This window comes from Bradyrhizobium sp. AT1 (genome assembly GCF_001590795.1).
Lineage (GTDB): Bacteria > Pseudomonadota > Alphaproteobacteria > Rhizobiales > Xanthobacteraceae > Bradyrhizobium.
Genome location: NZ_JXDL01000001.1, coordinates 5,831,445 through 5,851,190 on the forward strand (window position 1 = coordinate 5,831,445; position 19,746 = coordinate 5,851,190).

The following is a 19,746-nucleotide window of genomic DNA, read 5'->3' on the forward strand; positions in this document are numbered from 1 at the left end:
GGCGAGGCATCGACCGGGACCAGGTTGTCGACCGTGCCGAGCGAGGGGCGCAGCCAGGTCAGATTGTCCTGGCCGAAGCCGCGCTCCAGCAGCTGCGCCGCCTTCACCGCGCGCGCGGTGCCTGAGCTCGCGCCCAGCACCACTGCGATCAGCCGGCGGCCGTTGCGCGTCGCCGACGCCACGAGATTATAACCGGAGGCACAGATGAAGCCGGTCTTGAAACCGTCGGCGCCGGGATAGCGGCCGATCAGCTTGTTGAAATTGCCGGTGACGCGCTTGCCGAAGCGGATCGCCGGGATGTGTACGAAGTACTCGTATTCCGGCAGGTCGCGCAGGAACGAGCGGGCGAGGATGCCGAGGTCGCGCGCCGAGGTGATCTGGCCATCGGCGGGCAGGCCGTTCGGATTGACGTAGCTGGTCTGCGTCATGCCGAGCTTCCTGGCGGTGTCGTTCATCATCGCCGAGAAGCCGTCGATCGAGCCGCCGACGCCTTCGGCGAGCACCACGGCCATGTCGTTCGCCGACTTGACCATCATCATCTTCAGCGCGTTGTCGACGGTGAGCTGCGTTCCCGGACGGAACCCCATCTTCGAGGGCGATTGCGAGGCGGCCGTCGGCGAGACCGTGAGCAGCGTGTCGAGCGTCAGCCTGCCGTCCTTGACCGCCCTCAACGTCACATAAGCGGTCATGATCTTGGTGACGGAGGCCGGATACCAGGGAATGGTCGCGTTTTCCGCCTGCAGCACTTTACCGCTATCGGCCTCGATCAGCAGCAGCGCTTCGGCGCTCGCCGCGCGGGGCGCGAGCCATGCGGCGCATGCGAGGCTCGCAGCGAACAGGTTGAACAGGGACTTGCGAAGCAGCGGGCGTAGGGCGTGCACTATCCGATTCCGGTCCTTGGAGACCCGCCTGATATGGACGGTTCTCGTGATCTGATGTTCGGTTTTGAAATCCAGCGCCGCCGCTTGCGGCGTCGCAAACCTATACCGGCTGGTGCGTCGAGAATAGGGGCATCAGCGGGGTATTCCGCAATGAAATAGGCCGAATTTCGACGATGATGTGGGGACTTGCCAGGAGGACTTGCTAGGGGGATTTGGCAGCCGTCGCGGCAGCCTCAGCCGCCGTCATGCTGGCCCGTGTGCTCGCTTGAGCGGTCTCGTGGACCATGAACTGGGCCCTGGCGAGCTCGGCAAAATGGCCGCCTTTGGCCACGAGTTCATCGAAAGTTCCGCTTTCGATCACGCGCCCATTCTCGAACACCAGGATCCGCGTGGCGTTGCGGATGGTGGAGAGGCGGTGGGCGATCACGAAGGTGGTGCGGCCCTTCATCACTTCATCGAGAGCGGCATTCACCTTGGTCTCGGTGACGGCATCGAGCGCGCTTGTCGCCTCGTCCAGGATCAGGATCGGCGGATCCTTCAGCAGCGCGCGGGCGATCGACAGACGCTGCCGCTCGCCGCCGGACAGCATGCGGCCACGCTCGCCGGCGTTGGTCGCGAAACCGCCGCTGCGCTCGATGAATTCGAGCGCCTGCGCGCGTTCGGCCGCCTTGCGCATTTCGGCCTCGGTCGCGTCAGGCTTGCCGACGCGCAAGTTCTCCTCGATCGAGCGGTTGAACAGCAGCGCTTCCTGGAACACGACGCCGATGTTCCGCCGCAGCGAGGTCAGCGTGACGCCGCGCACGTCCATGCCGTCGATCCTGATGAAGCCGGATTGCGGATCGAAAGCGCGATGCAGCAGGGCGATCGCGGTCGACTTTCCGGCGCCGGTCGGGCCGACCAGCGCGATGGTCTGGCCGGGCAGCGCGGTGAAGGTGAGATCCTCGATCGCCGGCCGCTTGCCGTCATAGGAGAACGTGACGTCGTTGAACTCGACGAGGCCGGACAGCCTGCCGGCATCGATCGCGTCGGGCCGGTCGTGCACCGCGGGCACGGCGTCGAGCACATTGAAGAACTCGCGCAGGCGCGGCGCTTCCATGAACACGTTGTTGATGAAGCTCACGACCTGCTCGAGCTTCTGGATCAGCATCGTCGCGAAGCTCACGAACATCACGATCTCGCCGACCGAGGTCAGACCCTGGTCATGCAGGGCGATGCCGAGCGAGAAGATCGCGAGCACGGTGATGGTGGTGGAAGCGCGCGTGATCACGGTGACGAGCGCCCACCACGACAGCACCGGCATCTGTGCCGCGAGCAGATCGTCGGCGACGGAGCGCAGCCCCTTCACCTCGGATTCGACGCGGACGAAGCTCTGCACCAGCGCGACGTTGCCGAGCGCGTCCGAGGCGCGAGCGGAGAGCTCGCTGTAATGCTCCTCGACCTCCATCTGCATGCCGAAGGTCTTGCGCACCACAAAGGTGGTCAGTGCGGTGAAGACGATGCAGAGCACGAACAGGAGGATCGCGAGTCGCCAGTTCAAATAGAGCGACAGCGGCAGCAGCACCACGACCGAGAGGATCGCGGCAAAGTGCTCGCGAAAGAAGCCGAGCCACAGCCGCCACAAGGCATCGGTGCCGTTGAGCATCACCTTCATCAGCCGGCCCGAATGGGTGCCGGAGTGGAAGGTCAGCGGCAGCTGCAGGATGTGCTCGAAATAGTCGGTCAGCACCGCCTGGCGCTGGCGATGCGAGAGCCGGTCGGCCTGCAGAGCCACGAGCGCACTGCACAGGATGGTGAAGAGCCCGAATGCGACCCAGGCGACCAGGAACGGCCAGGCCGAGTTCGAGCCGGCCACCGTCTTGCCGGACAGCACGTCGACGATCCGGCCGAACAGCACGGGCTCGGCGAATTGCGAGGCCGCCAGCAGCAGATTGGCGACCGCGAGCAGCCAGCCCAGCCGCGCCTCCCTGCCGAGCAGCTCGAGAACGCGGGTATAGAGACGGAGGATGGACATGCGAAAGGCTGAACCGTGAGAGAAGGTCGTGGATCACCGGTAGGAAGGTGCAACACTACACCGGCATGGACGGCTCAGGCCACCTTCAAGGTGGGGATGTGGCTGACGTCCACCGTCCGCTCCGCATGCCAGGTATCATGGGCTGCCTGCATCCGGACCCAGATCCCGGCGCCGCCTCCAAACAGCTTTCCGACACGCACTGCCACCTCCGGCGACAGCGGCTTCTTCTCTTCCATGATGTCGTGAAGGTGCTGCCGCGAGATGCCCAACAGCCGCGCGATCTCGACCTTGGTCTTGCCGGAGGCCGGCAGCATGTCCTCGCGCAGCACCGCGCCGGGATGAACCGGGCAACGGCGCGGATTTTTCTTTGCAGCGTATTCGACCATGGCAGCTCCGCGACGCCGAGTCCCTTTCGGCTGAGGTAACTAGTGATATTGCTCGAAATCGACCCGGTAAGCGTCGCCATCCTCGAATTCGAAAGTGATGCACCAGGGGCCGTTCATATGGACAGTGTAACGGACTGGCTTTCCTTGCAGACGATGGAAGTCAAAGCCGAGCACGTTCATGTCCTCGGCGAGCGTGGCGCTATCGAGTTGATCGAGACGCCGCAGAATCCTGGCGTGCATCTTCGAGTCGATCTTCGCCGTCTTTCCTTTAGACCAGAGATCGCCAAGAGCCTTGTTTCGGAAAGACTTTATCAAGAGTCCGCCAAATCTGATCCGGCAACGAGTGTAAGCTATTTGCTTACATGAGTCAAGATCGGAAGGCTCAATTGATCAACCGCCCCGCGACCGGCGGCAGGAATTGGGCGTCGAAGATGTCGGCTGCAGTTGGCCGCTTGCGGAATTTGAAGTCCTGCGCGATCTGGTCGATCGAGCGCTCCAGGCGCACTGGCTCGATACCGCCGAGACCGTTGCGCTTGACCTCGTCGGTCAGGATGTTGTCGGCGAGGACGGCGCGCAGGCGCTCCAGCTCGAGGTCGCGGTCGCCGTCGTCGATCCGGCTCGCGGCCTCGTCCGCCGCACGCGCCGGCTCCTTGACGGTCGTGGCGATGCCGGCGATCACGGCGCGAACGAAGCCCTTGACGGCGTCAGGCTTTGCTGCGGCGAAGGCGGGATTGACCACCACGGCGAAGCCGTAGGCCTCGCAGCCGTAATCGGCGTAGCGCAGCACGACGAGATCGGCTCCGGGCACGCCGCGATCACGCAGGTTCACCGCCGAGAGATAGCTGAAGCCCGCGACGGCATCGACCTGTCCCGCGGACAGGATCGGCTCGCGGACCGCGGCGCCGATCTTGTGGAATTTGACGCGCGAGGCCTTGATGCCGTTGTGCTGCGCCAGCGCCGGCCACAGCCGCATCGACAGATCGCCGTCGGCAACGCCGACGGTCTTGCCGTCGAGATCGGACAACACATGGATGCCGCGGCTCCTCCGCGCGACGATGGCGTAGGGCGCGCGGTTGAACAGCACGAACACCGCCTTGACCGGCGCCGCATCCTCCTTGTCGCGAAACCGGATCAGCTCGTTGATGTCGACGAGCGCAAGCTCGCTGTCACCCTTGGCGACGCGTGCAAGGGCTTCCGGCGATCCGGCCGCGCTGCTGAAGGACACGTTGAGATGCTCGGCGCTGAACCTGCCGTCCTTCGCCGCAAGGAAGAACGGCGCCATGCTGGCGTCGAGCGGACGGTCGAAGCTGAAGTGGATCGCAACGGAGGGCGCAGCCGTCTCGGCCGCGCCGACATCGCCGGCAATCAGTGTCGCAAGCGGGATCGAGAGGGCCAGCAGGCAACGAAGCGCGATCGTCCGAAATTCCAACATCAGTTGCGCCGGTCCCGCATTTTTGTGGTCTCGTGACGTTTGCACCGCCGGCCGGCGACACCGTGCGCGCGCCAACATGAACGGAGGATGAGCGGCGGTTGCGTCACGATTACGCAACCCCGTTCAGCTTGTGTTGGGGTTGGGGAACCCAACATGGAGGTGCGTGTTTGAAAGACATGAGCCTTGTCTGCAGGCACCATTCGAGGTCCCAAGGAGGGTCCAGGACATGTTTGACAGCTTTTCGAAATTTACCGGCCGTAAGGCCGTTCTCGCCACTGCCGCGGTGCTGGCGCTGACCGCGGTCGCCCCGACTGCCTCCTACGCCGGCGGTCGCCACTGGCATGGCGGAGGTGGCGCTGCCTTTGCCGGCGCGGCCATCGCCGGCGCCATCGGCACCGGCCTTGCGATCGCCGCCACGCGTGACGCCTATGCCTACGACGCGCCCGCATATTATGGCGGCGGCCCGGTCTACTATGACGAGGGTCCCGTCTATTACGGCGGCGACTCCTATATTGGCCCGCGCCCGTACCACCGCTGCGGCGGTCCCTACCAGTCTGCCCAGGGCGGCCAGGGTAATATCTCGACCTGCTACTAAGCAGGGCGACCGACCTTAACCCGAACAGGCCGTCGCGCTTGCCGCGCCGGCCTGTTTTCTGCTTTTATGCCCGCGCGTTAACACGCTCGCCATTTGTTTAGAGTAGTTTTGAGTACCATGAGTGATTCGCTTGAGCGGCTATATCTGGCTGTGCTTGCGGCCAGGGATCTTGATCCGGCAACCTCGCGCACGGCCCGGCTGTTTCAGCGCGGGCCCTCGAAAATGGCGAAGAAGCTCGCCGAAGAGGCCATCGAGGTCGTGATCGATGCGGTCAATGGCGACACCGACGCCGTGATCCGGGAAAGCGCCGACCTCTTGTACAATCTCACGGTGCTCTGGGCCTCTGCCGGGGTACGTCCCGAGGACGTCTGGCGCGAGATGACGCGGCGGGAAGACATGCTCGGCATCGCCGAGAAGCTGCCGAAATCCTCGATGAAGCTGCCCAAAGTCGCGTCACCGCGCGTGGCCGCCAGGCGGCCGATTGTCGCGCTCGAAGGCCGCACCGCGCGTAAACGCCACTAGAACGTCATAAACTCGGCATGGACAAATCCGCCCTATGGTGCTTCATCGCGGCGCCATGCTGAAACGTATCTACGATTGGTGCATCGACGCCGCCCACAAGCCCTACGCGCTCTGGATCATGGGAGCGGTGTCTTTCGCCGAAAGCTCCTTCTTTCCGGTCCCGCCGGATGTGATGCTGATTCCGATGTCGCTGGCGCGCCCGCAGCGCGCCTGGGTCTATGCGATGGTCTGTACCGTCACCTCGGTGCTCGGTGGCGTCCTCGGATACGCCATCGGCGCGCTGCTGTTCGACTCGGTCGGCCACTGGCTGATCCAGGTCTACGGTCTCGGCGACAAGGTCGAGGCCTTCCGCGCCTCCTATGCGGAATGGGGTGCGGTGATCATCCTGCTCAAGGGGCTGACGCCGATCCCCTACAAGCTCGTCACCATCACCTCGGGCTTCGCCGGCTACAACATCATCCTGTTCGTCCTGTGCTCGATCGTTGCGCGCGGCGGCCGCTTCTTCATCGTCGCGATCCTGCTCAACCGCTATGGCGACTGGATCCGGGTCAAGATCGAGAAGCATCTCGGACTCGTGGTGGCTGTCGGTGCTGCCGTGCTGGTGCTCGGCTTCGTGGTGGCGATCAAGCTGATCTAGATCCACGGCGCTTTGCCGCAGGGCCCGCTTCGGCTACGGTTGTCGTCATGATGGTTCGATCCGGCAATCCGGCCGCGCGGTTCGGGACGCTGATGTCAGCAGTGCTGCTCCTGCTCGGTGCCTGCGGGGCCGGGTGGGCGCAATCGGCGCCGCCGACGCTTGGCTTGCAGGAGCAGGGGCCGCAGGCTCCGCCGCCGCCCTCGACGCCCGCACCTGCAGAAAATCCCGGGCTGATCAATGAAATGGGCAAGCTGTTCGATAAGCTGCCCTCGATCCTGCCGCCGATCAAAAGCCCCAGCGAAACCATGAACGACCTGTCGCGGCTGGCCAAGCCCTCGACCATGGTCTCGGGGCGCGTGGCCTGTCCGGCCTCGTCGAACGGCGCGCCCGACTGCAAGCAGGCCGCCGACCAGCTCTGCCAGAGCAAGGGCTACAAGGAAGGCAAGAGTCTGAACGCCGACTCCGCCGAAAAATGCTCGGCCAAGGTCCTGATCCCCGGCCGGCAACGCAAACCGGACGACTGCCGCACCGATACTTTCGTGACCAGCGCGCTGTGCCAGAACTAGGCGACGTCGCGCGAGCAACAAGGAGCGCCCATGAGCCGCACGGAGCAGGATTTCCTCGGACAGCGTGAGATCGCTGACGACATCTATTACGGCGTCCAGACCATCCGGGGTAAGGAGAACTTCCACATCACCGGCATTCCGATGAACCAGGAGCCTTACTTCGTGAAGGCGCTCGGTTACGTCAAGAAGGCCGCCGCCATGGCCAATCGCGATCTCGGCGCGATCGACGCCAAGGTGGCCGAAGCGATCATCGTCGGCTGCGACCGCGTCATCGCCGGCGACATGATGGACCAGTTCGTCACGGACTTCATCCAGGGCGGCGCCGGCACCTCGACCAACATGAATGCCAACGAAGTGATCGCGAACCTGGCGCTGGAATCGCTCGGCTTCAAAAAGGGCGACTACCAGCACGTCAGCCCCAACGACCACGTCAATTACGGCCAGTCGACCAACGACACCTATCCGACCGCGTTTCGGCTGGCGCTGATCCTGCGACTCGAAAGTTACATGACCGCGCTGCGCCAGCTCCAGGAAGCCTTCTTCACCAAAGGGCGCGAGTTCGACCGTGTGCTGAAGATGGGCCGCACGCATCTGCAGGACGCGGTGCCGATGTCGCTCGGCGCCGAATTCCGGGGATGGGGCACCACCATGGGCGAGGAGGTCGATCGCATCTCCGAGGCTCGGGCGCTGCTGCGCGAGATCAATCTCGGCGCCACCGCGATCGGTACCTCCGTCACGGCGGCACACGGCTATCCCAAGCTCGCCGTTCGCCATTTGAGCGCGCTCACCGGCGTCGACTTCATCCTCGCCGGCGATCTCGTCGAGGCGACCTCGGACACCGGCGCCTATGTGCAGCTCTCGGGCGTGCTGAAGCGCACGGCGAGCAAGCTGACGAAGATCTGCAACGACATCCGCCTGCTCGCCTCCGGCCCGCGCGCCGGCTTCAACGAGATCAACCTGCCGCAGCTGCAGCCTGGCTCTTCGATCATGCCGGGCAAGGTCAACCCTGTGATCCCAGAGGTCGTCAACCAGACCAGCTTCCTCGTCATCGGGCTCGACACCACGGTGACGCTCGCGGCCTCGGCCGGCCAGCTCCAGCTCAACGTGATGGAGCCGGTGATCTCGTTTGCGCTGTTCTTCTCGATCCGCACCATGGAGCGCGCCGTCAACAGCCTGCGCGAGAATTGCGTCGTCGGCATCACCGCCAACGCGGAGCACACCCGCAACATGGTGCTGAACTCGCTCGGCATCGTCACGGTGCTCAAGCCGCTGCTCGGCTACAAGCAATGCGCCGAGATCGCGCGTGAAGGCTACAAGAGCGGCAAGTCGCTGCACCAGATCGTGGTGGTCGAGCGCCAGCTGCTGACGCAGGAGAAGTGGGACGAGATGTTCTCCTTCGAGCGGCTGATCAACCCGGATCTGATCGGGTGAGGCTTTTGCCGCGCCGGCCGTGCCACCTCTCCCTGCAGGAGAGGTGAAGAAGGAATTCCGCTGCTTGGAATTGGCCGCTCCCCGCGATCATCGGCGGCAAAACGCAATACTTGACAGTGGAAAGATTGCCTTGTTGGTATGTTGCCCAACCTTCCATTGACCGGCCAACAGAGGATCGTCCCGCAATGTCCATGCCTGCCTTGTTCAAAGGGCGCCTGTCGATCCCCGTGATCGGCTCGCCGCTCTTCATCATCTCGGTGCCCGATCTCGTGATCGCGCAGTGCAAGGCCGGGGTGGTCGGCTCGTTCCCGTCGCTGAACGCGCGGCCGCCGGAGCTGCTCGACGAGTGGCTGGCACGGATCACCGAAGAGCTCGCGGCCTATGACCGCGCGCATCCGGAACGGCCGTCGGCGCCGTTCGCGGTGAACCAGATCGTGCACAAGTCGAACAACCGGCTCGATCACGACATGCAGCTCTGCGCCAAGTACAAGGTGCCGATGATCATCTCCTCGCTCGGCGCGCGCGAGGAGCTGAACCAGGCCGTGCACGGCTGGGGCGGCATCGTCTTCCACGACGTGATCAACCAGAAATTCGCGCACAAGGCGATCGAGAAGGGCGCCGACGGCCTGATCCTGGTCGCGGCCGGTGCCGGCGGCCATGCGGGCACCATCTCGCCGCTGGCCTTCGTCGCGGAAACCCGAAAATGGTTCGACGGTCCGATCGCGCTGTCGGGCGCGATCGGCAACGGCAAGGCGATCCGCGCCGCGCGCATTCTGGGCGCCGACTTCGCCTATATCGGCTCGGCCTTCATCGCGACCAAGGAAGCCAACGCGGTCGAGAAGTACAAGGAGATGATCGCGGGCTCGACGGCCGACGACATCGTCTATTCCAACCTGTTCACCGGCGTGCACGGCAACTATCTGAAACCCTCGATCCTCGCCGCCGGCATGGACCCCGAGAACCTGCCGACCTCCGATCCTTCCAAGATGAACTTCGGCACCGACGCCTCCGGCGAGCGCGCCAAGCCGAAGGCGTGGAAGGAGATCTGGGGCTCCGGCCAGGGCATCGGCAGCATCGACGGCATCGTGCCTGCGGCTGAGCTGATTGCGCGGTTCAAGAAGGAGTACGACGAAGCGATCGACCCGCCGTTGTAGAACATTATCATCCCGCCTCTCTCCCCCGTCGTCCCGGGCAAGCGTCAGCGCAGACCTGGGACCCATAGCCACAGGGAGGAGTTTGGCGGACACTCGGGGTTGCCAGTCTCGCGCGACAACTTCTCCCTGGGGTTATGGGTCCCTGCGTTCGCAGGGACGACACTTTTTGCTAAGCTCCGACATTCAAAGCCAACAGAGATTTGAGTGATGTCCGCCATCTACCGCGTCGACGGCAACAACGTCGTCACCAGCCCGGATGCCGCCGGTCCCTGGGACCGGCGTATGCAGCACGGCTCGGCGCCGGCGTCGCTGGTGACGTGGGCGGCCGAGCGCATTCCGACGCCTGCTCCGATGGACATCGCGCGCGTCACCATCGATCTGATGCGCCCCGTTCCCGTGGCGCCGCTCACGATCGAGACCGAAATCTTGCGCGAGGGCCGCAAGATCCAGCTCTGCGAGATCAAACTGCTGGCCGACGGCGTGCAGGTCGTCGGCGCCACCGTGCTCAAGATCAGGCGGCAGGCTTTGTCGCTGCCAGAGGGCGTCAAAGAGCTGCCGGTCACGCTGCCCTTGCCGGAAGACTCGCTGGTCGAGGACGGCCATGCCGCCACCAGCCCGTTCGTGCGTTTGGTCTCGATGCGCGCGGCGCGCGGCCGCTTCGGTCAGGCCGGTGCCGGCGCGATCTGGTTTCGCGTCGATCATCCGCTGATCGAGGGTGAAGCGATCTCGCAGGCCATGCGCGCCGTGGTCGCCGCCGATTTTTCCAACGGCACCGCTTCGACGCTCGACTTCCGCGCCTGGACCTACATCAACGCCGATCTCACTGTGAGCTTTGCACGCCAGCCTGTGGGCGAGTGGATCTTGCTCGACGGCGACTCCTGGATCGGCCCCGACGGCGCGGGCCTCGCGATGTCGCGCCTCGCCGACCGCCAGGGTTATTTCGGCCGCGCGGTGCAGAGCCTGGTGATCGAGAAGCGGTGAAGACACGTATCGCGCGCTTGAACGGCAGGCTTCCGCCGCCGCGGAAGGGATGTCTGGTCGTGTTCGACCGAAGCCATCCTGCCGGTTCATAGTCCGTAGAAGATCTTGATCTCCCACAGCATCACGATGATAGCCGTGATCAACGTGACCGCGGCGACTGCACTTTCCAGGGAAGCGACTCTCATGTCCCACTCCGCTTCCCAGCCCCATCAGCGGTCTAGGTGATTCCACGATTCGCGGGCAATCGTGCGGGGCTCGCTGGCGTGCACTCCGTCGCGCGATGTGGTGTCGGAGCCACAACGACCCCGTAGAATTCCGGGGTATTTATCCCACCATACGGTCCCGGCCGCTCCAGAAGCCCGCGCGCAGCACCTTCTTGTCGACCTTGCCGACGCCGGTCATGGGCAGCTGCTTGACGAACTGGATCTGCTTGGGCGCATGCGCCGAGCCTTTCCGGGCTCTGACCAGGTTGATCAGTTCGTCCGGGTCTGGCCTTGCGCCCTCGCGCGGCACGACGATGGCGGTGACGGCCTCGCCCCATTTCTCATCGGGGACGCCGACGACCGCGACCATGGCGACATCGGCGTGTTGTGACAGCACGTCCTCGACCTCGCGCGGGAAGATGTTGAAGCCGCCTGATACGATCATGTCCTTCTTGCGGTCGAGGATGAACAAGTAGCCGCGCTCGTCCTGGCGCGCGATATCCCCGGTGTGGACCCAGCCGTTCTTCAGCGTCTCGGCGGTGATGTCAGGCCGCTTCCAGTATTCGGCCATGACATGCGGAGCGCGCACGCAGATCTCGCCGGCTTCGCCCGTCTTCACCTCCTGGTCGTTGTCGTCGAGGATCTTGACCTCGCACGCCGCGATCGGGAAGCCGCAGGACAAGAACAGCTCGGGCGTCCTGGGATCATGATCCGCCTTGCGCAGTACCGAGACCGGGTAGCATTCGGTCTGCCCGTAAAGCTGCGAGAACACCGGGCCAATGCGCTCGATGCCCTCGACCAGCCGGCTCGGTGACATCGCCGACGCCCCGTACAGCACAAGCTCCAGCGAAGAGAGATCGGTCTTATCCAGCGCGGGATGGTCGAGCAGCACATAGATCATGGTCGGCACGAACAGCGTGAAGTTGATGCGCTCGCGCGCGATCGTCGCCAGCACGGCTTCGGGATCGAAGCCTTTGAGCATGTGCACCGTGCCGCCACGCATCAGGGTCGGCAGCACCTTCGTGCCGGCGACGTGACTGATCGGAGCGACCGTGAGGTAGCGTGCGGCGTCGGGGATCTCGAAATCGGCGAGGATCGCGGCGGCGGCGCCGGCATTCTCGCGGTGATAGCGCAGCGCGCCCTTGGATTTGCCGGTGGTGCCGCCGGTGTAGTTCAGCGTGGAGAGATCGTCGAGGCTGGCGAGGTTTCGCGGCTTCGCATGTCCCGCGCCTTCGATGGCGGCCAGCAGATCGACACCGTAGCCGGCCGGCCCCATGGTGAAGATCGCCTTCAGCCGGCTCGCTCTCGCCGCCAGTTCGCCGCCGCGATCGCGGAAGGCGGCCGCATCGACCACCAGCATCTCGGCCTCGGAATCCTCGAGCTGGAGCAACTGATCGTCCAGCGATCCCAGCGGATGCAGCCAGGTGATGCAGAGCCGCGACAATTGCGCGGCGACGCCGGCGCACCAGGTGTCGGCACGGTTCGCGGTGAGGAAGGCGACGCGCGCGCCCGGCTGCAAGCCGAGCCGCATGAATACATTCTGGATGCGTCCGATCAGGTCGATGGTGCCTTGGTAACTCAGCGATCCGCCGGGCCAGGCGAAGGCGGTGCGGCCGGGATAGCGCGACAGCGCCCGTAGCGTCTGCGCACAAGTCGGGGACGATGCGTGGAGCGGATCGGACATATGTTTCCTCGTTGCTTTGTCACCGGCTTCTGACGTGCCAATGTTGCCGATGACGCTAGCACAGGGAGGCATGAGTGACAGGGAGATTTGGATGACATCCGATCGACTGCAACGCTTCCGCGGTCGTCTCGCGCTGCCTTTGATCGCAGCGCCGATGTTTCTGGTGTCGGGCGTCGAGCTCATGGCCGCAGCCTGCCGGCACGGCGTGATCGGCAGCTTTCCCACCGCGAATTGCCGCAGCACGGAGCAGCTCGACGCATGGCTCACGGAGATCGAAGCGCGACTGCGCCAGCACCAAGATCAAACCGGCCGCAAGGCGGCGCCGCTCTGCCCGAACCTGATCGTGCACCGCTCCAATGCGCGGCTCGAGCAGGATCTTGCAATGTTGATCCGACACAAGCCGGAGATCGTCATCACGTCGGTGGGCTCGCCGGCGCCGGTCTTGAAGCCGCTGCATGACACCGGCGCGCTGGTGCTGGCGGACGTCGCGTCCATCCGCCACGCCGAGCGCGCGGCGGAGGCAGGCGCTGACGGACTTGTGCTGCTCACTGCGGGCGCGGGCGGGCAGACCGGCTGGCTCAACCCGTTCGCCTTCGTCCGCGCGGTGCGCGCGTTCTATGACGGCATCATCGTGCTCGCCGGCGGCATCAGCGACGGCCACGCGCTGCATGCCGCCGAAGTGCTCGGCTGCGATCTCGCCTACATGGGCACCAAGTTCATCGCGACGCGCGAGAGCATGGCCGATGAACGCCACAAGCACATGCTGGTCGAAAGCAGTGCCGACGACATCCTGCTGACCACTGCGTTCACGGGCCTGCAGACCAGCATGCTGAGACCGTCCATCGTGGCCGCCGGGCTTGATCCCGACGATCTGCCGGCGCGCGGGGCGATCGACATCGCTAGGGATATCGACGTTGCCGCGCGCGAGAACCGCCCGAAACGCTGGCGCGATATCTGGAGCGGCGGTCATTCCACTTCTGGTGTCACCGACGTGCTTGCCGTCGGCGATCTCGTCGCTCGGACGGCGGCCGAATACCGCGCGGCGAGGGCGCGCCTATCCCCGTAGAATTGCGGGAGGCGAAAGCTGCCATTCCGATCACAGTTAATCGAGCGCTCGCTCGACATGCCTTACTTAACGGCGGATTAACCAAGGCCCGCCAACAATCCCCTCACGGTCCGCCAATCAGGACCGAGAGGGACAGGCGATGGACTTCGATTATCTCAACACCAAGACGGCGGCTTCGCTGGACGAGATCCGCGTTCGGGTCGCGCACGCCCTGGCCCGCCACCCGCTGTGCCGCAACGTCCGTTTCGACATCGTCAGCGTCCCCCGCACCCGCCGGGGCGGCAATTGGACGGTGGCGCTGCAATCGGTCGAGCCGCGCGCGGTCTGGGAGGCTTCGGAGATCGTCGCCGACATCCAGGATGCCTACGACTTGTCGGCAGCAGCCTGATTTCCTTGGCTTTTTGCGCGGAATGTCGCCGCAGGCATGCTGATTGTCGCAACGAAGGCACACTCAAGCCATAATTCGCGCCCTTTTCCCGGGCATCGTTAACAAACTCGTGAAGCGTCCGTTCCCGGAGAGACGTTTGTCCAAAGCCATCACCATCGTTGTGCTGACCTGTTTCCTCGTTCTGGGCGCCGCCACCACCGCCATCCTTGGCCGCGACAGCGTACCCAGCGTCAGCGAAGACATGATCGCCCAGACGCCTCCGGCCAAGCCGCTCGCAACCAACCGCGCCGCCAAGTCCGACCGTCTGATCCCGACGCTGGCCCTGGCTTCGGCCGCGATCGAGCCGGTCCAGGTGCCGGCCGACAGGCTTTCGCAGGCGCCCGTGCTGGCCGAGCCGCTGCGCCAAGCCTTTGCCGCTGCCACCCCGACCGATTTCCCGATGCCCAAGGAGTCGTTGAAGGCCGCGCCAAGCGTGTCCGAAGCGCCCGCCGCCGCGGAGGTTCCCGCCGTCGAAGTTCCGGCCAAGCCGAAGGTGGTGGCGAAGCCGCAGCCGCAGAAACATTACACCCTGCTGTCCGACGCACAGATTGCGGGCATCAGGGACCGCCTGAAACTGTCCTCGTCGCAGGAATATTACTGGCCCTCGGTTGAGAGCGCGCTGCGCAACGTCGTCCGCAAGATCTCGGCCAACAAGCTCTCCAATCCGAACGCGCCGCCCAGCGCGCAGATCGATCCGAATTGCGACGAGGTCCAGCAGTTGAAGTCGGCAGCAATGCCCCTGCTGTTCCAACTGCGTGACGATCAGAAGGAAGAAGTGCGTAAGCTCGCCCGCCTCATCGGGCTCGAAAAGGTCGCGCAGCAGATCTGACCGCGTAAGTTCCTCAGGGAACTGCTTCGACACCAGGAACATCCGGCAATCGACGTGCGTTGCTCGCTCCAAAGAGGGAGTGGATCAATGCGCGCCTCGACAGCCTATTTCGTCGGTGCCGGAACCATTGTTGCAGCGATTGCCATCGGTCTTGGCGGCGGCATCGTTGCCGGCAACATCATGAATCCGATCGCGCCCAAGCAGGGGCCGGATACCAGCAAGCTGGCGCAACGCACTGAGGCTGCTGGCGCGCCGGCGCGGACAGATGCGCCGTCGGAACGCGTCAATTACCTCACCGGCTCGCAAGCATTCGGCGCAATGATCGCCGCACCGGCGCAGGCCGAAGCCAAGCCTGATGCTGCCAAGTCTGACGCTGACGCCGTAAAGCCTGACTCGCAGCCGACGCGGGCGAATGCCGAACCGCCGTCCTCGCCGCCTTCACAAGCGGCCGCGGCTGAGCCGCCGAAGGAGCAGTCCAAGCCGACGGTCGCATCGTCACCGAAAGCCGCCAATCCCGCCGAGCAGCAAGCGTCGGCCGATCCAGCCTCCTCGCCCGACAATGCCTATGCCAAGGCCAGGGAGTCTGACGTGAAGCGCGCTGCCTCCGAGCGGCGCCGGATGGAGCGCCGTGAGCGCTGGGCCGAGCGCCGCCACTACGAATCCCGCGAGCCGCGCGGCTTGCGCGACCGCACCGATTGGGACGACGTGGCCCGCAACATCCGCGAAGATTCCGACGCGCGCGCCTACGCCGGCCGGCCCCGCGGCGGCTTCCCGCAGATCAGGCTGTTCGGGCCCGACGACGATTAACGCTCGGCGCGCGATCGCGGCCGGCAGGCAAGACGGTGCGCCGCCGTCACGTCAGCCCCGCGCGCCGCAATCCTTCGAGATAATGCGCGCGATCCTCATTCCGTAGCATCGGCAGTTCGCGCGTGATCCAGGCGAGCGAAACCGTAGGCTGAGCGCGGCGCAGACCGTCCAGGGCGGACGCCGCCAGCGCCGGATCTCCTGACATCCCGGCGGCGGCCGTCAGCACGCGATGCGCGCCGACGAAATCGGCGCGCTGCCGCATCGATTCCCGCGCCATCTGCACGGCTCCCTCATAGTCGCGGCCGACGAACCGGGCGTAGGCCGCAACCCCGCAATAGATCGCCGCGAGCGGGTCGCGCGGGCTCAGGCGCAGCGCGCGACGCGCGGCGGCATCGCCGTCCTGCCATCGTCCGGCGTAGCACAGCGTCACGCCGTAGAAGGCGTGCGCCATCGCGAAGTTCGGATTGAGCTGCAAGGCCAGCTCGAACTCCGCCAGCGCGTCGTCGAAGCGGCGGCGGAACAGATAGGCGTAGGCGAGGCCGTGATGGGCGAAGGCATCCTCGCGGTCGGCTTCCACCGCCGCGAGCGCCGCGCGCTCGGCGATGGGCACCGTCGCGGCCATGTCGGCCCAGCCCATATGCGCACCGAAGATATGGCTGGTCGCGAGCAGGCCCAGCGCCTTGCCATAGGCGGGATCGATCGCGACGGCTTTTTCGAGCAGCGCCTGCGCGGCGGCATTGTCCTCGCGGGTGATGCGCCAATGATACGACAATGCGCGCATCACGAGGTCCCAGGCGTCGAGGCTTCCCGGCGGCTTCTGCTGCGCGCGAAAATTTTCGGCGGCGTAGAGCTGCGGCTCGATCGCGGCGACGATCGCCTCGGTGATCTCGTCCTGCACGGCGAAGATGTCGGCGAGCTCGCGATCATAGCGCTCGGCCCAGAGATGGCTGCCGGTCGAGACGTCGTTGAGCTGGGCCGAGATGCGCACCCGCTCGCCGCTCCGCCGCACGCTGCCTTCGACCACGTAGCGCACGCCGAGCTCGCGCGCGACCTCGCCGATGTGCACGGCGCGGCCCTTGTAGACGAAGGAGGAATTGCGCGCGACGACGAAGAACCAGCGCAACTTCGACAGCGCGGTGATGATGTCTTCGCTGATGCCGTCGGAGAAATAATCCTGCCCGGGCTCGCCGCTCATATTGGTGAAGGGCAGCACGGCGATCGCGGGCCGCTCGGGCAGCGCGAGCGCAGCGCGCGGCATCCATGCGGTGCGGCCGTGTTCCGGCGCGCTCGCCGTCCCCTTGGCCTCGACATCGCCGACGAAGCGAAAGCCCTTGCGGGCGATGGTGCGGATCAGCGCCTGGCTCGCGCCACTGTCGCCGATCGCCTTGCGTGCGGCGTTGATCCGGCTGGTCAGCGTGGATTCGGAGACGCTGCGCCCGTGCCAGATCTTGTCGATCAACTCGTCCTTGCTGACCACCCGGTCGCGGTTCTGCATGAGGTGGACGACGAGATCGAAAACCTGGGGCTCCACGGCAATTGGAACCTGCTCGCGGCTCAACTCGCGCAGGTCGGTATCGAGAAGATGGTCCCTGAACACAAACTGCACGTCGAAAACTCAGGCTTCATTGCGAAATCGGGCAGGCAAAACGACAAAAATGAAATTTGGGACGAAAACTATGAGTCTGCCGAAGGGCGTGCTTGGTTCATCGCGACCGAAAGATGGCTGTCATGCCGTTATCGGAGGGGAATACAATCGCGGCCGGAATGTTGCGGATCGCTCCTCCACTTCGTCATCCCCTCGGCGCCGGAGCGCAGCGGAGGCCATCGAAGGATGGAGGGGTGAAAGCGTGACGTGTCGTCGTAATGCCGCCGCGCGGCAGATCTGACGAACGGTGAATGGCCTTTGCCCCAACTGCGCCGACTGCGTAAGCTGTCGCCACACAAACACCAACCACGAAGAAACGCCCATGCCCGCCTTCCCAGCATCCACCACCGTGCTCGATTCCATGCTGTTCCGCGATGCCTTCGGCACGCCCGAGATGCGCGAGGTGTTTTCGGACGTCGCGCTGGTGGCGCGCTATGCCGAGGTCGAGGTGGCGCTGGCGAAGGCGGAAGCGAGGTGCGGCGTGATCCCGCGGGAGGCGGCCGACCAGATCGCGGCACGGACTGACGTTGCTGCGCTCGACTTCGATCTGCTCAGGCAGGAAACCGATGTCGTCGGCTATCCGATCCTCCCGCTCGTGCATCAGATGGCCAAGCAATGCGGCGAGGCCGGCCGCTACGTGCATTGGGGCGCGACCACGCAGGACATCATGGACACCGCCGTGGTGCTGCAGCTCCGCGCTGCGCTGGAGATCGTCGCGCGCGACATCGACGAGCTCCGCGGTATCCTGGCCAATCTCTCGAAACGCCATCGCGACACGCCGATGGCCGGCCGCACCCACCTGCAGCAGGCGCTGCCGGTGACCTTCGGCTACAAGACGGCGATCTGGCTCGCGATGTTCGATCGCCATGCCGAGCGTCTGGCGCAGCTGAAGCCGCGCGTGCTGGTCGGCCAGTTCGCCGGTGCGGCAGGTACGCTGGCCTCGCTCGGCGACAAGGGTTTCGAGGTGCAGGAGGCGCTCTGCGCCGAGCTGCAGCTCGGCATCCCCGCCTCGACCTGGCACGTCGCGCGCGACGGCTTTGCGGAAGGCGTGAACTTCCTCGCGCTCGTCACCGGCTCGCTCGGCAAGATCGCGCTCGACATCATGATCATGGCCTCGACCGAGTTCGGCGAGGTCTACGAGCCCTTCGTCAAGGGCCGCGGCGCCTCCTCGACCATGCCGCAGAAGCGCAATCCGATCTCGTCGGAACTGATGCTGGCGGCCTCCAAGGCCGTGCGCCAGCATGCCGGCCTGATGCTGGACGCCATGGTGCAGGATTTCGAGCGCGCCACGGGTCCCTGGCACGCCGAGTGGATGGCGATCCCCGAAAGCTTCGTGCTGACCGCCGGCGCGCTGCACCAGGCAAAGTTCGCACTCGCAGGTCTCATCGTCGATGAGGCGAAGATGAACGACAATCTCGCCATCAGCCGCGGCCTGATCGTGGCCGAAGCGGTCATGATGGGGCTCGCCCCGCAGCTTGGCCGGCAAGAGGCCCATGACGTGGTCTATGACGCCTGCCGCCAGGCCAACGAGAAGGGAATGAGCCTCGCCGATGCGCTGTCCGCGGACACGCGGATCGCGAGCCGCATCGATCGCGCCACGATCGAGGCGCTCACCTCACCGAAAAATTACCTCGGGCTCGCGCCCGAGATGGTTGACCGGGTGCTGAAATCGGCAACGCGTTGAAAACCAATATGCGTGAAACTGCGTATCTTCTCCGTGACGCAAGGTGCTCGCGCACTTGCGCCCTGCGATGCTAGACTTAGATTGAACGAGAGACTTTCGGCAGAGGGACCCGCATGACTGATCACCGCAATTCCGCACCTCCCATCGATCCCGCGAAACTCGACCGGCTGGCCGAGGTGGCGGTGAAGGTGGGCCTGGGCTTGCGGCCGGGACAGGATCTGCTTCTCACGGCGCCCGCGATCGCGCTGCCGCTGGTGCGGCGGATCGCCGTGCATGCCTACAAGGCAGGCGCCGGTATCGTGACGCCGATCCTGTCGGACGAGGAGATGACGCTGGCGCGCTACCGCCACGGCCACGATAACAGCTTCGACCGTGCCGCCAACTGGCTCTACGAGGGCATGGCCAAGGCGTTCTCGGACAACACCGCGCGGCTCGCCATCGTCGGCGACAATCCGATGCTGCTGTCGGACGAAGATCCTTCCAAGGTGGCGCGCGCCAGCAAGGCGAATTCGATGGCCTATCAGCCTGCGCTGGAAAAGATCGTCAATTTCGACACCAATTGGAACATCATCGCCTATCCGAGCCCGTCCTGGGCCAAGCAAGTGTTTCCCAATGATCCCGAGGACATCGCGGTCGGCAAGCTCGCGGATGCGATCTTCGCGGCCTCGCGCGTCGACCGCGAGGACGCAATGGGCAATTGGGCGAGCCACAATGCGGTGCTGCGCGAGCGCACCAACTGGCTCAACGGCCAGCGCTTCCGCGCCCTGCAATATTCGGGGCCGGGCACCGACCTCACCATCGGCCT

20 protein-coding genes are annotated in these 19,746 nt (G+C 65.0%); 13 read left to right on the forward strand and 7 right to left on the reverse strand.

Annotation, left to right across the window (positions count from 1 at the left end; genetic code table 11):
• The 5 genes from SE92_RS27060 to SE92_RS27080 all read right to left on the reverse strand — a co-directional run.
• On the reverse strand, positions 1-881 hold an 881-nt coding region (locus SE92_RS27060), incomplete at its 3' end, for a D-alanyl-D-alanine carboxypeptidase family protein (RefSeq protein ID WP_198172952.1).
• A 202-nt stretch (positions 882-1,083) separates the two neighbouring features.
• Positions 1,084-2,892 (reverse strand): glucan ABC transporter ATP-binding protein/ permease, encoded by a 1,809-nt coding sequence (locus SE92_RS27065; protein ID WP_063200299.1) that lies wholly within the window; start codon positions 2,890-2,892, stop codon positions 1,084-1,086.
• A gap of 74 nt (positions 2,893-2,966) precedes the next feature.
• Entirely contained in the window at positions 2,967-3,278 is a 312-nt protein-coding gene (locus SE92_RS27070) for a HigA family addiction module antitoxin (RefSeq protein WP_063200303.1), read from the reverse strand.
• 39 nt (positions 3,279-3,317) lie between these two features.
• Positions 3,318-3,593, reverse strand: a complete 276-nt coding sequence (locus tag SE92_RS27075; protein WP_063200306.1) for a type II toxin-antitoxin system RelE/ParE family toxin — start codon at positions 3,591-3,593, stop codon at positions 3,318-3,320.
• A gap of 67 nt (positions 3,594-3,660) precedes the next feature.
• Positions 3,661-4,710: an ABC transporter substrate-binding protein gene (locus SE92_RS27080; RefSeq protein ID WP_063200309.1), complete on the reverse strand. Its 1,050-nt coding sequence runs from the start codon at positions 4,708-4,710 to the stop codon at positions 3,661-3,663.
• A 226-nt stretch (positions 4,711-4,936) separates the two neighbouring features.
• Here SE92_RS27080 and SE92_RS27085 point away from each other — a divergent pair, with 226 nt between their 5' ends.
• From SE92_RS27085 to SE92_RS27115, 7 genes are all read left to right on the forward strand, one after another.
• Positions 4,937-5,305, forward strand: coding sequence for a hypothetical protein (locus SE92_RS27085; RefSeq protein ID WP_063200312.1), 369 nt, complete (start codon positions 4,937-4,939; stop codon positions 5,303-5,305).
• Positions 5,306-5,422: 117 nt separating this feature from the next.
• Positions 5,423-5,827: a phosphoribosyl-ATP diphosphatase gene (gene hisE / locus SE92_RS27090; protein WP_063200315.1), complete on the forward strand. Its 405-nt coding sequence runs from the start codon at positions 5,423-5,425 to the stop codon at positions 5,825-5,827.
• Positions 5,828-5,861: 34 nt separating this feature from the next.
• Positions 5,862-6,464: a YqaA family protein gene (locus SE92_RS27095; RefSeq protein WP_084251892.1), complete on the forward strand. Its 603-nt coding sequence runs from the start codon at positions 5,862-5,864 to the stop codon at positions 6,462-6,464.
• Between the two features lie 47 nt (positions 6,465-6,511).
• Entirely contained in the window at positions 6,512-7,030 is a 519-nt protein-coding gene (locus SE92_RS27100) for a hypothetical protein (protein WP_063200317.1), read from the forward strand.
• A 30-nt stretch (positions 7,031-7,060) separates the two neighbouring features.
• Positions 7,061-8,461: an aspartate ammonia-lyase gene (locus SE92_RS27105; protein WP_063200320.1), complete on the forward strand. Its 1,401-nt coding sequence runs from the start codon at positions 7,061-7,063 to the stop codon at positions 8,459-8,461.
• 185 nt (positions 8,462-8,646) lie between these two features.
• Positions 8,647-9,615: an NAD(P)H-dependent flavin oxidoreductase gene (locus tag SE92_RS27110; RefSeq protein ID WP_063200322.1), complete on the forward strand. Its 969-nt coding sequence runs from the start codon at positions 8,647-8,649 to the stop codon at positions 9,613-9,615.
• Positions 9,616-9,822: 207 nt separating this feature from the next.
• Positions 9,823-10,596 (forward strand): thioesterase family protein, encoded by a 774-nt coding sequence (locus SE92_RS27115; protein WP_063200325.1) that lies wholly within the window; start codon positions 9,823-9,825, stop codon positions 10,594-10,596.
• A gap of 324 nt (positions 10,597-10,920) precedes the next feature.
• On the opposite strand, the gene SE92_RS27120 is transcribed toward SE92_RS27115, so the two are convergent.
• Positions 10,921-12,483: an AMP-binding protein gene (locus SE92_RS27120; RefSeq protein WP_063200328.1), complete on the reverse strand. Its 1,563-nt coding sequence runs from the start codon at positions 12,481-12,483 to the stop codon at positions 10,921-10,923.
• A 91-nt stretch (positions 12,484-12,574) separates the two neighbouring features.
• On the opposite strand from SE92_RS27120, the gene SE92_RS27125 reads away from it, so the two are divergent.
• The 4 genes from SE92_RS27125 (at position 12,575) to SE92_RS27140 (ending at position 15,612) form a co-directional block, all read left to right on the forward strand.
• Positions 12,575-13,549, forward strand: a complete 975-nt coding sequence (locus tag SE92_RS27125; RefSeq protein WP_063200331.1) for an NAD(P)H-dependent flavin oxidoreductase — start codon at positions 12,575-12,577, stop codon at positions 13,547-13,549.
• 139 nt (positions 13,550-13,688) lie between these two features.
• Positions 13,689-13,937, forward strand: a complete 249-nt coding sequence (locus SE92_RS27130; protein ID WP_063200334.1) for a hypothetical protein — start codon at positions 13,689-13,691, stop codon at positions 13,935-13,937.
• Between the two features lie 136 nt (positions 13,938-14,073).
• Complete coding sequence (locus SE92_RS27135) at positions 14,074-14,805, forward strand: hypothetical protein (protein ID WP_063200337.1); 732 nt, start codon at positions 14,074-14,076, stop codon at positions 14,803-14,805.
• Positions 14,806-14,892: 87 nt separating this feature from the next.
• Positions 14,893-15,612, forward strand: a complete 720-nt coding sequence (locus SE92_RS27140; protein ID WP_063200340.1) for a hypothetical protein — start codon at positions 14,893-14,895, stop codon at positions 15,610-15,612.
• Between the two features lie 46 nt (positions 15,613-15,658).
• Here SE92_RS27140 and SE92_RS27145 read toward each other — a convergent pair whose 3' ends face one another.
• Positions 15,659-17,218, reverse strand: coding sequence for a winged helix-turn-helix domain-containing tetratricopeptide repeat protein (locus tag SE92_RS27145; RefSeq protein ID WP_063200342.1), 1,560 nt, complete (start codon positions 17,216-17,218; stop codon positions 15,659-15,661).
• A 361-nt stretch (positions 17,219-17,579) separates the two neighbouring features.
• Here SE92_RS27145 and pcaB point away from each other — a divergent pair, with 361 nt between their 5' ends.
• Positions 17,580-18,941 carry a 3-carboxy-cis,cis-muconate cycloisomerase gene (gene pcaB / locus SE92_RS27150; RefSeq protein WP_063200345.1) on the forward strand — a complete coding sequence of 454 codons (1,362 nt, stop codon included), beginning with the start codon at positions 17,580-17,582 and terminating at the stop codon, positions 18,939-18,941.
• 113 nt (positions 18,942-19,054) lie between these two features.
• Positions 19,055-19,746, forward strand: a 692-nt coding sequence (locus tag SE92_RS27155; protein ID WP_198172954.1) for an aminopeptidase, incomplete at its 3' end; no start/stop codon positions are given.

What these genes read in the sequence shown, in the direction of transcription:
- SE92_RS27065 (WP_063200299.1), bottom strand. Translation starts at nt 2,892, where the DNA reads ATGTCCATCCTCCGTCTCTATACCCGCGTTCTCGAGCTGCTCGGCAGG.
- SE92_RS27070 (WP_063200303.1), bottom strand. Translation starts at nt 3,278, where the DNA reads ATGGTCGAATACGCTGCAAAGAAAAATCCGCGCCGTTGCCCGGTTCAT.
- SE92_RS27080 (WP_063200309.1), bottom strand. Translation starts at nt 4,710, where the DNA reads ATGTTGGAATTTCGGACGATCGCGCTTCGTTGCCTGCTGGCCCTCTCG.
- SE92_RS27085 (WP_063200312.1), top strand. Translation starts at nt 4,937, where the DNA reads ATGTTTGACAGCTTTTCGAAATTTACCGGCCGTAAGGCCGTTCTCGCC.
- hisE (WP_063200315.1), top strand. Translation starts at nt 5,423, where the DNA reads ATGAGTGATTCGCTTGAGCGGCTATATCTGGCTGTGCTTGCGGCCAGG.
- SE92_RS27095 (WP_084251892.1), top strand. Translation starts at nt 5,862, where the DNA reads ATGGTGCTTCATCGCGGCGCCATGCTGAAACGTATCTACGATTGGTGC.
- SE92_RS27100 (WP_063200317.1), top strand. Translation starts at nt 6,512, where the DNA reads ATGATGGTTCGATCCGGCAATCCGGCCGCGCGGTTCGGGACGCTGATG.
- SE92_RS27105 (WP_063200320.1), top strand. Translation starts at nt 7,061, where the DNA reads ATGAGCCGCACGGAGCAGGATTTCCTCGGACAGCGTGAGATCGCTGAC.
- SE92_RS27110 (WP_063200322.1), top strand. Translation starts at nt 8,647, where the DNA reads ATGTCCATGCCTGCCTTGTTCAAAGGGCGCCTGTCGATCCCCGTGATC.
- SE92_RS27115 (WP_063200325.1), top strand. Translation starts at nt 9,823, where the DNA reads ATGTCCGCCATCTACCGCGTCGACGGCAACAACGTCGTCACCAGCCCG.
- SE92_RS27120 (WP_063200328.1), bottom strand. Translation starts at nt 12,483, where the DNA reads ATGTCCGATCCGCTCCACGCATCGTCCCCGACTTGTGCGCAGACGCTA.
- SE92_RS27125 (WP_063200331.1), top strand. Translation starts at nt 12,575, where the DNA reads ATGACATCCGATCGACTGCAACGCTTCCGCGGTCGTCTCGCGCTGCCT.
- SE92_RS27130 (WP_063200334.1), top strand. Translation starts at nt 13,689, where the DNA reads ATGGACTTCGATTATCTCAACACCAAGACGGCGGCTTCGCTGGACGAG.
- SE92_RS27140 (WP_063200340.1), top strand. Translation starts at nt 14,893, where the DNA reads ATGCGCGCCTCGACAGCCTATTTCGTCGGTGCCGGAACCATTGTTGCA.
- pcaB (WP_063200345.1), top strand. Translation starts at nt 17,580, where the DNA reads ATGCCCGCCTTCCCAGCATCCACCACCGTGCTCGATTCCATGCTGTTC.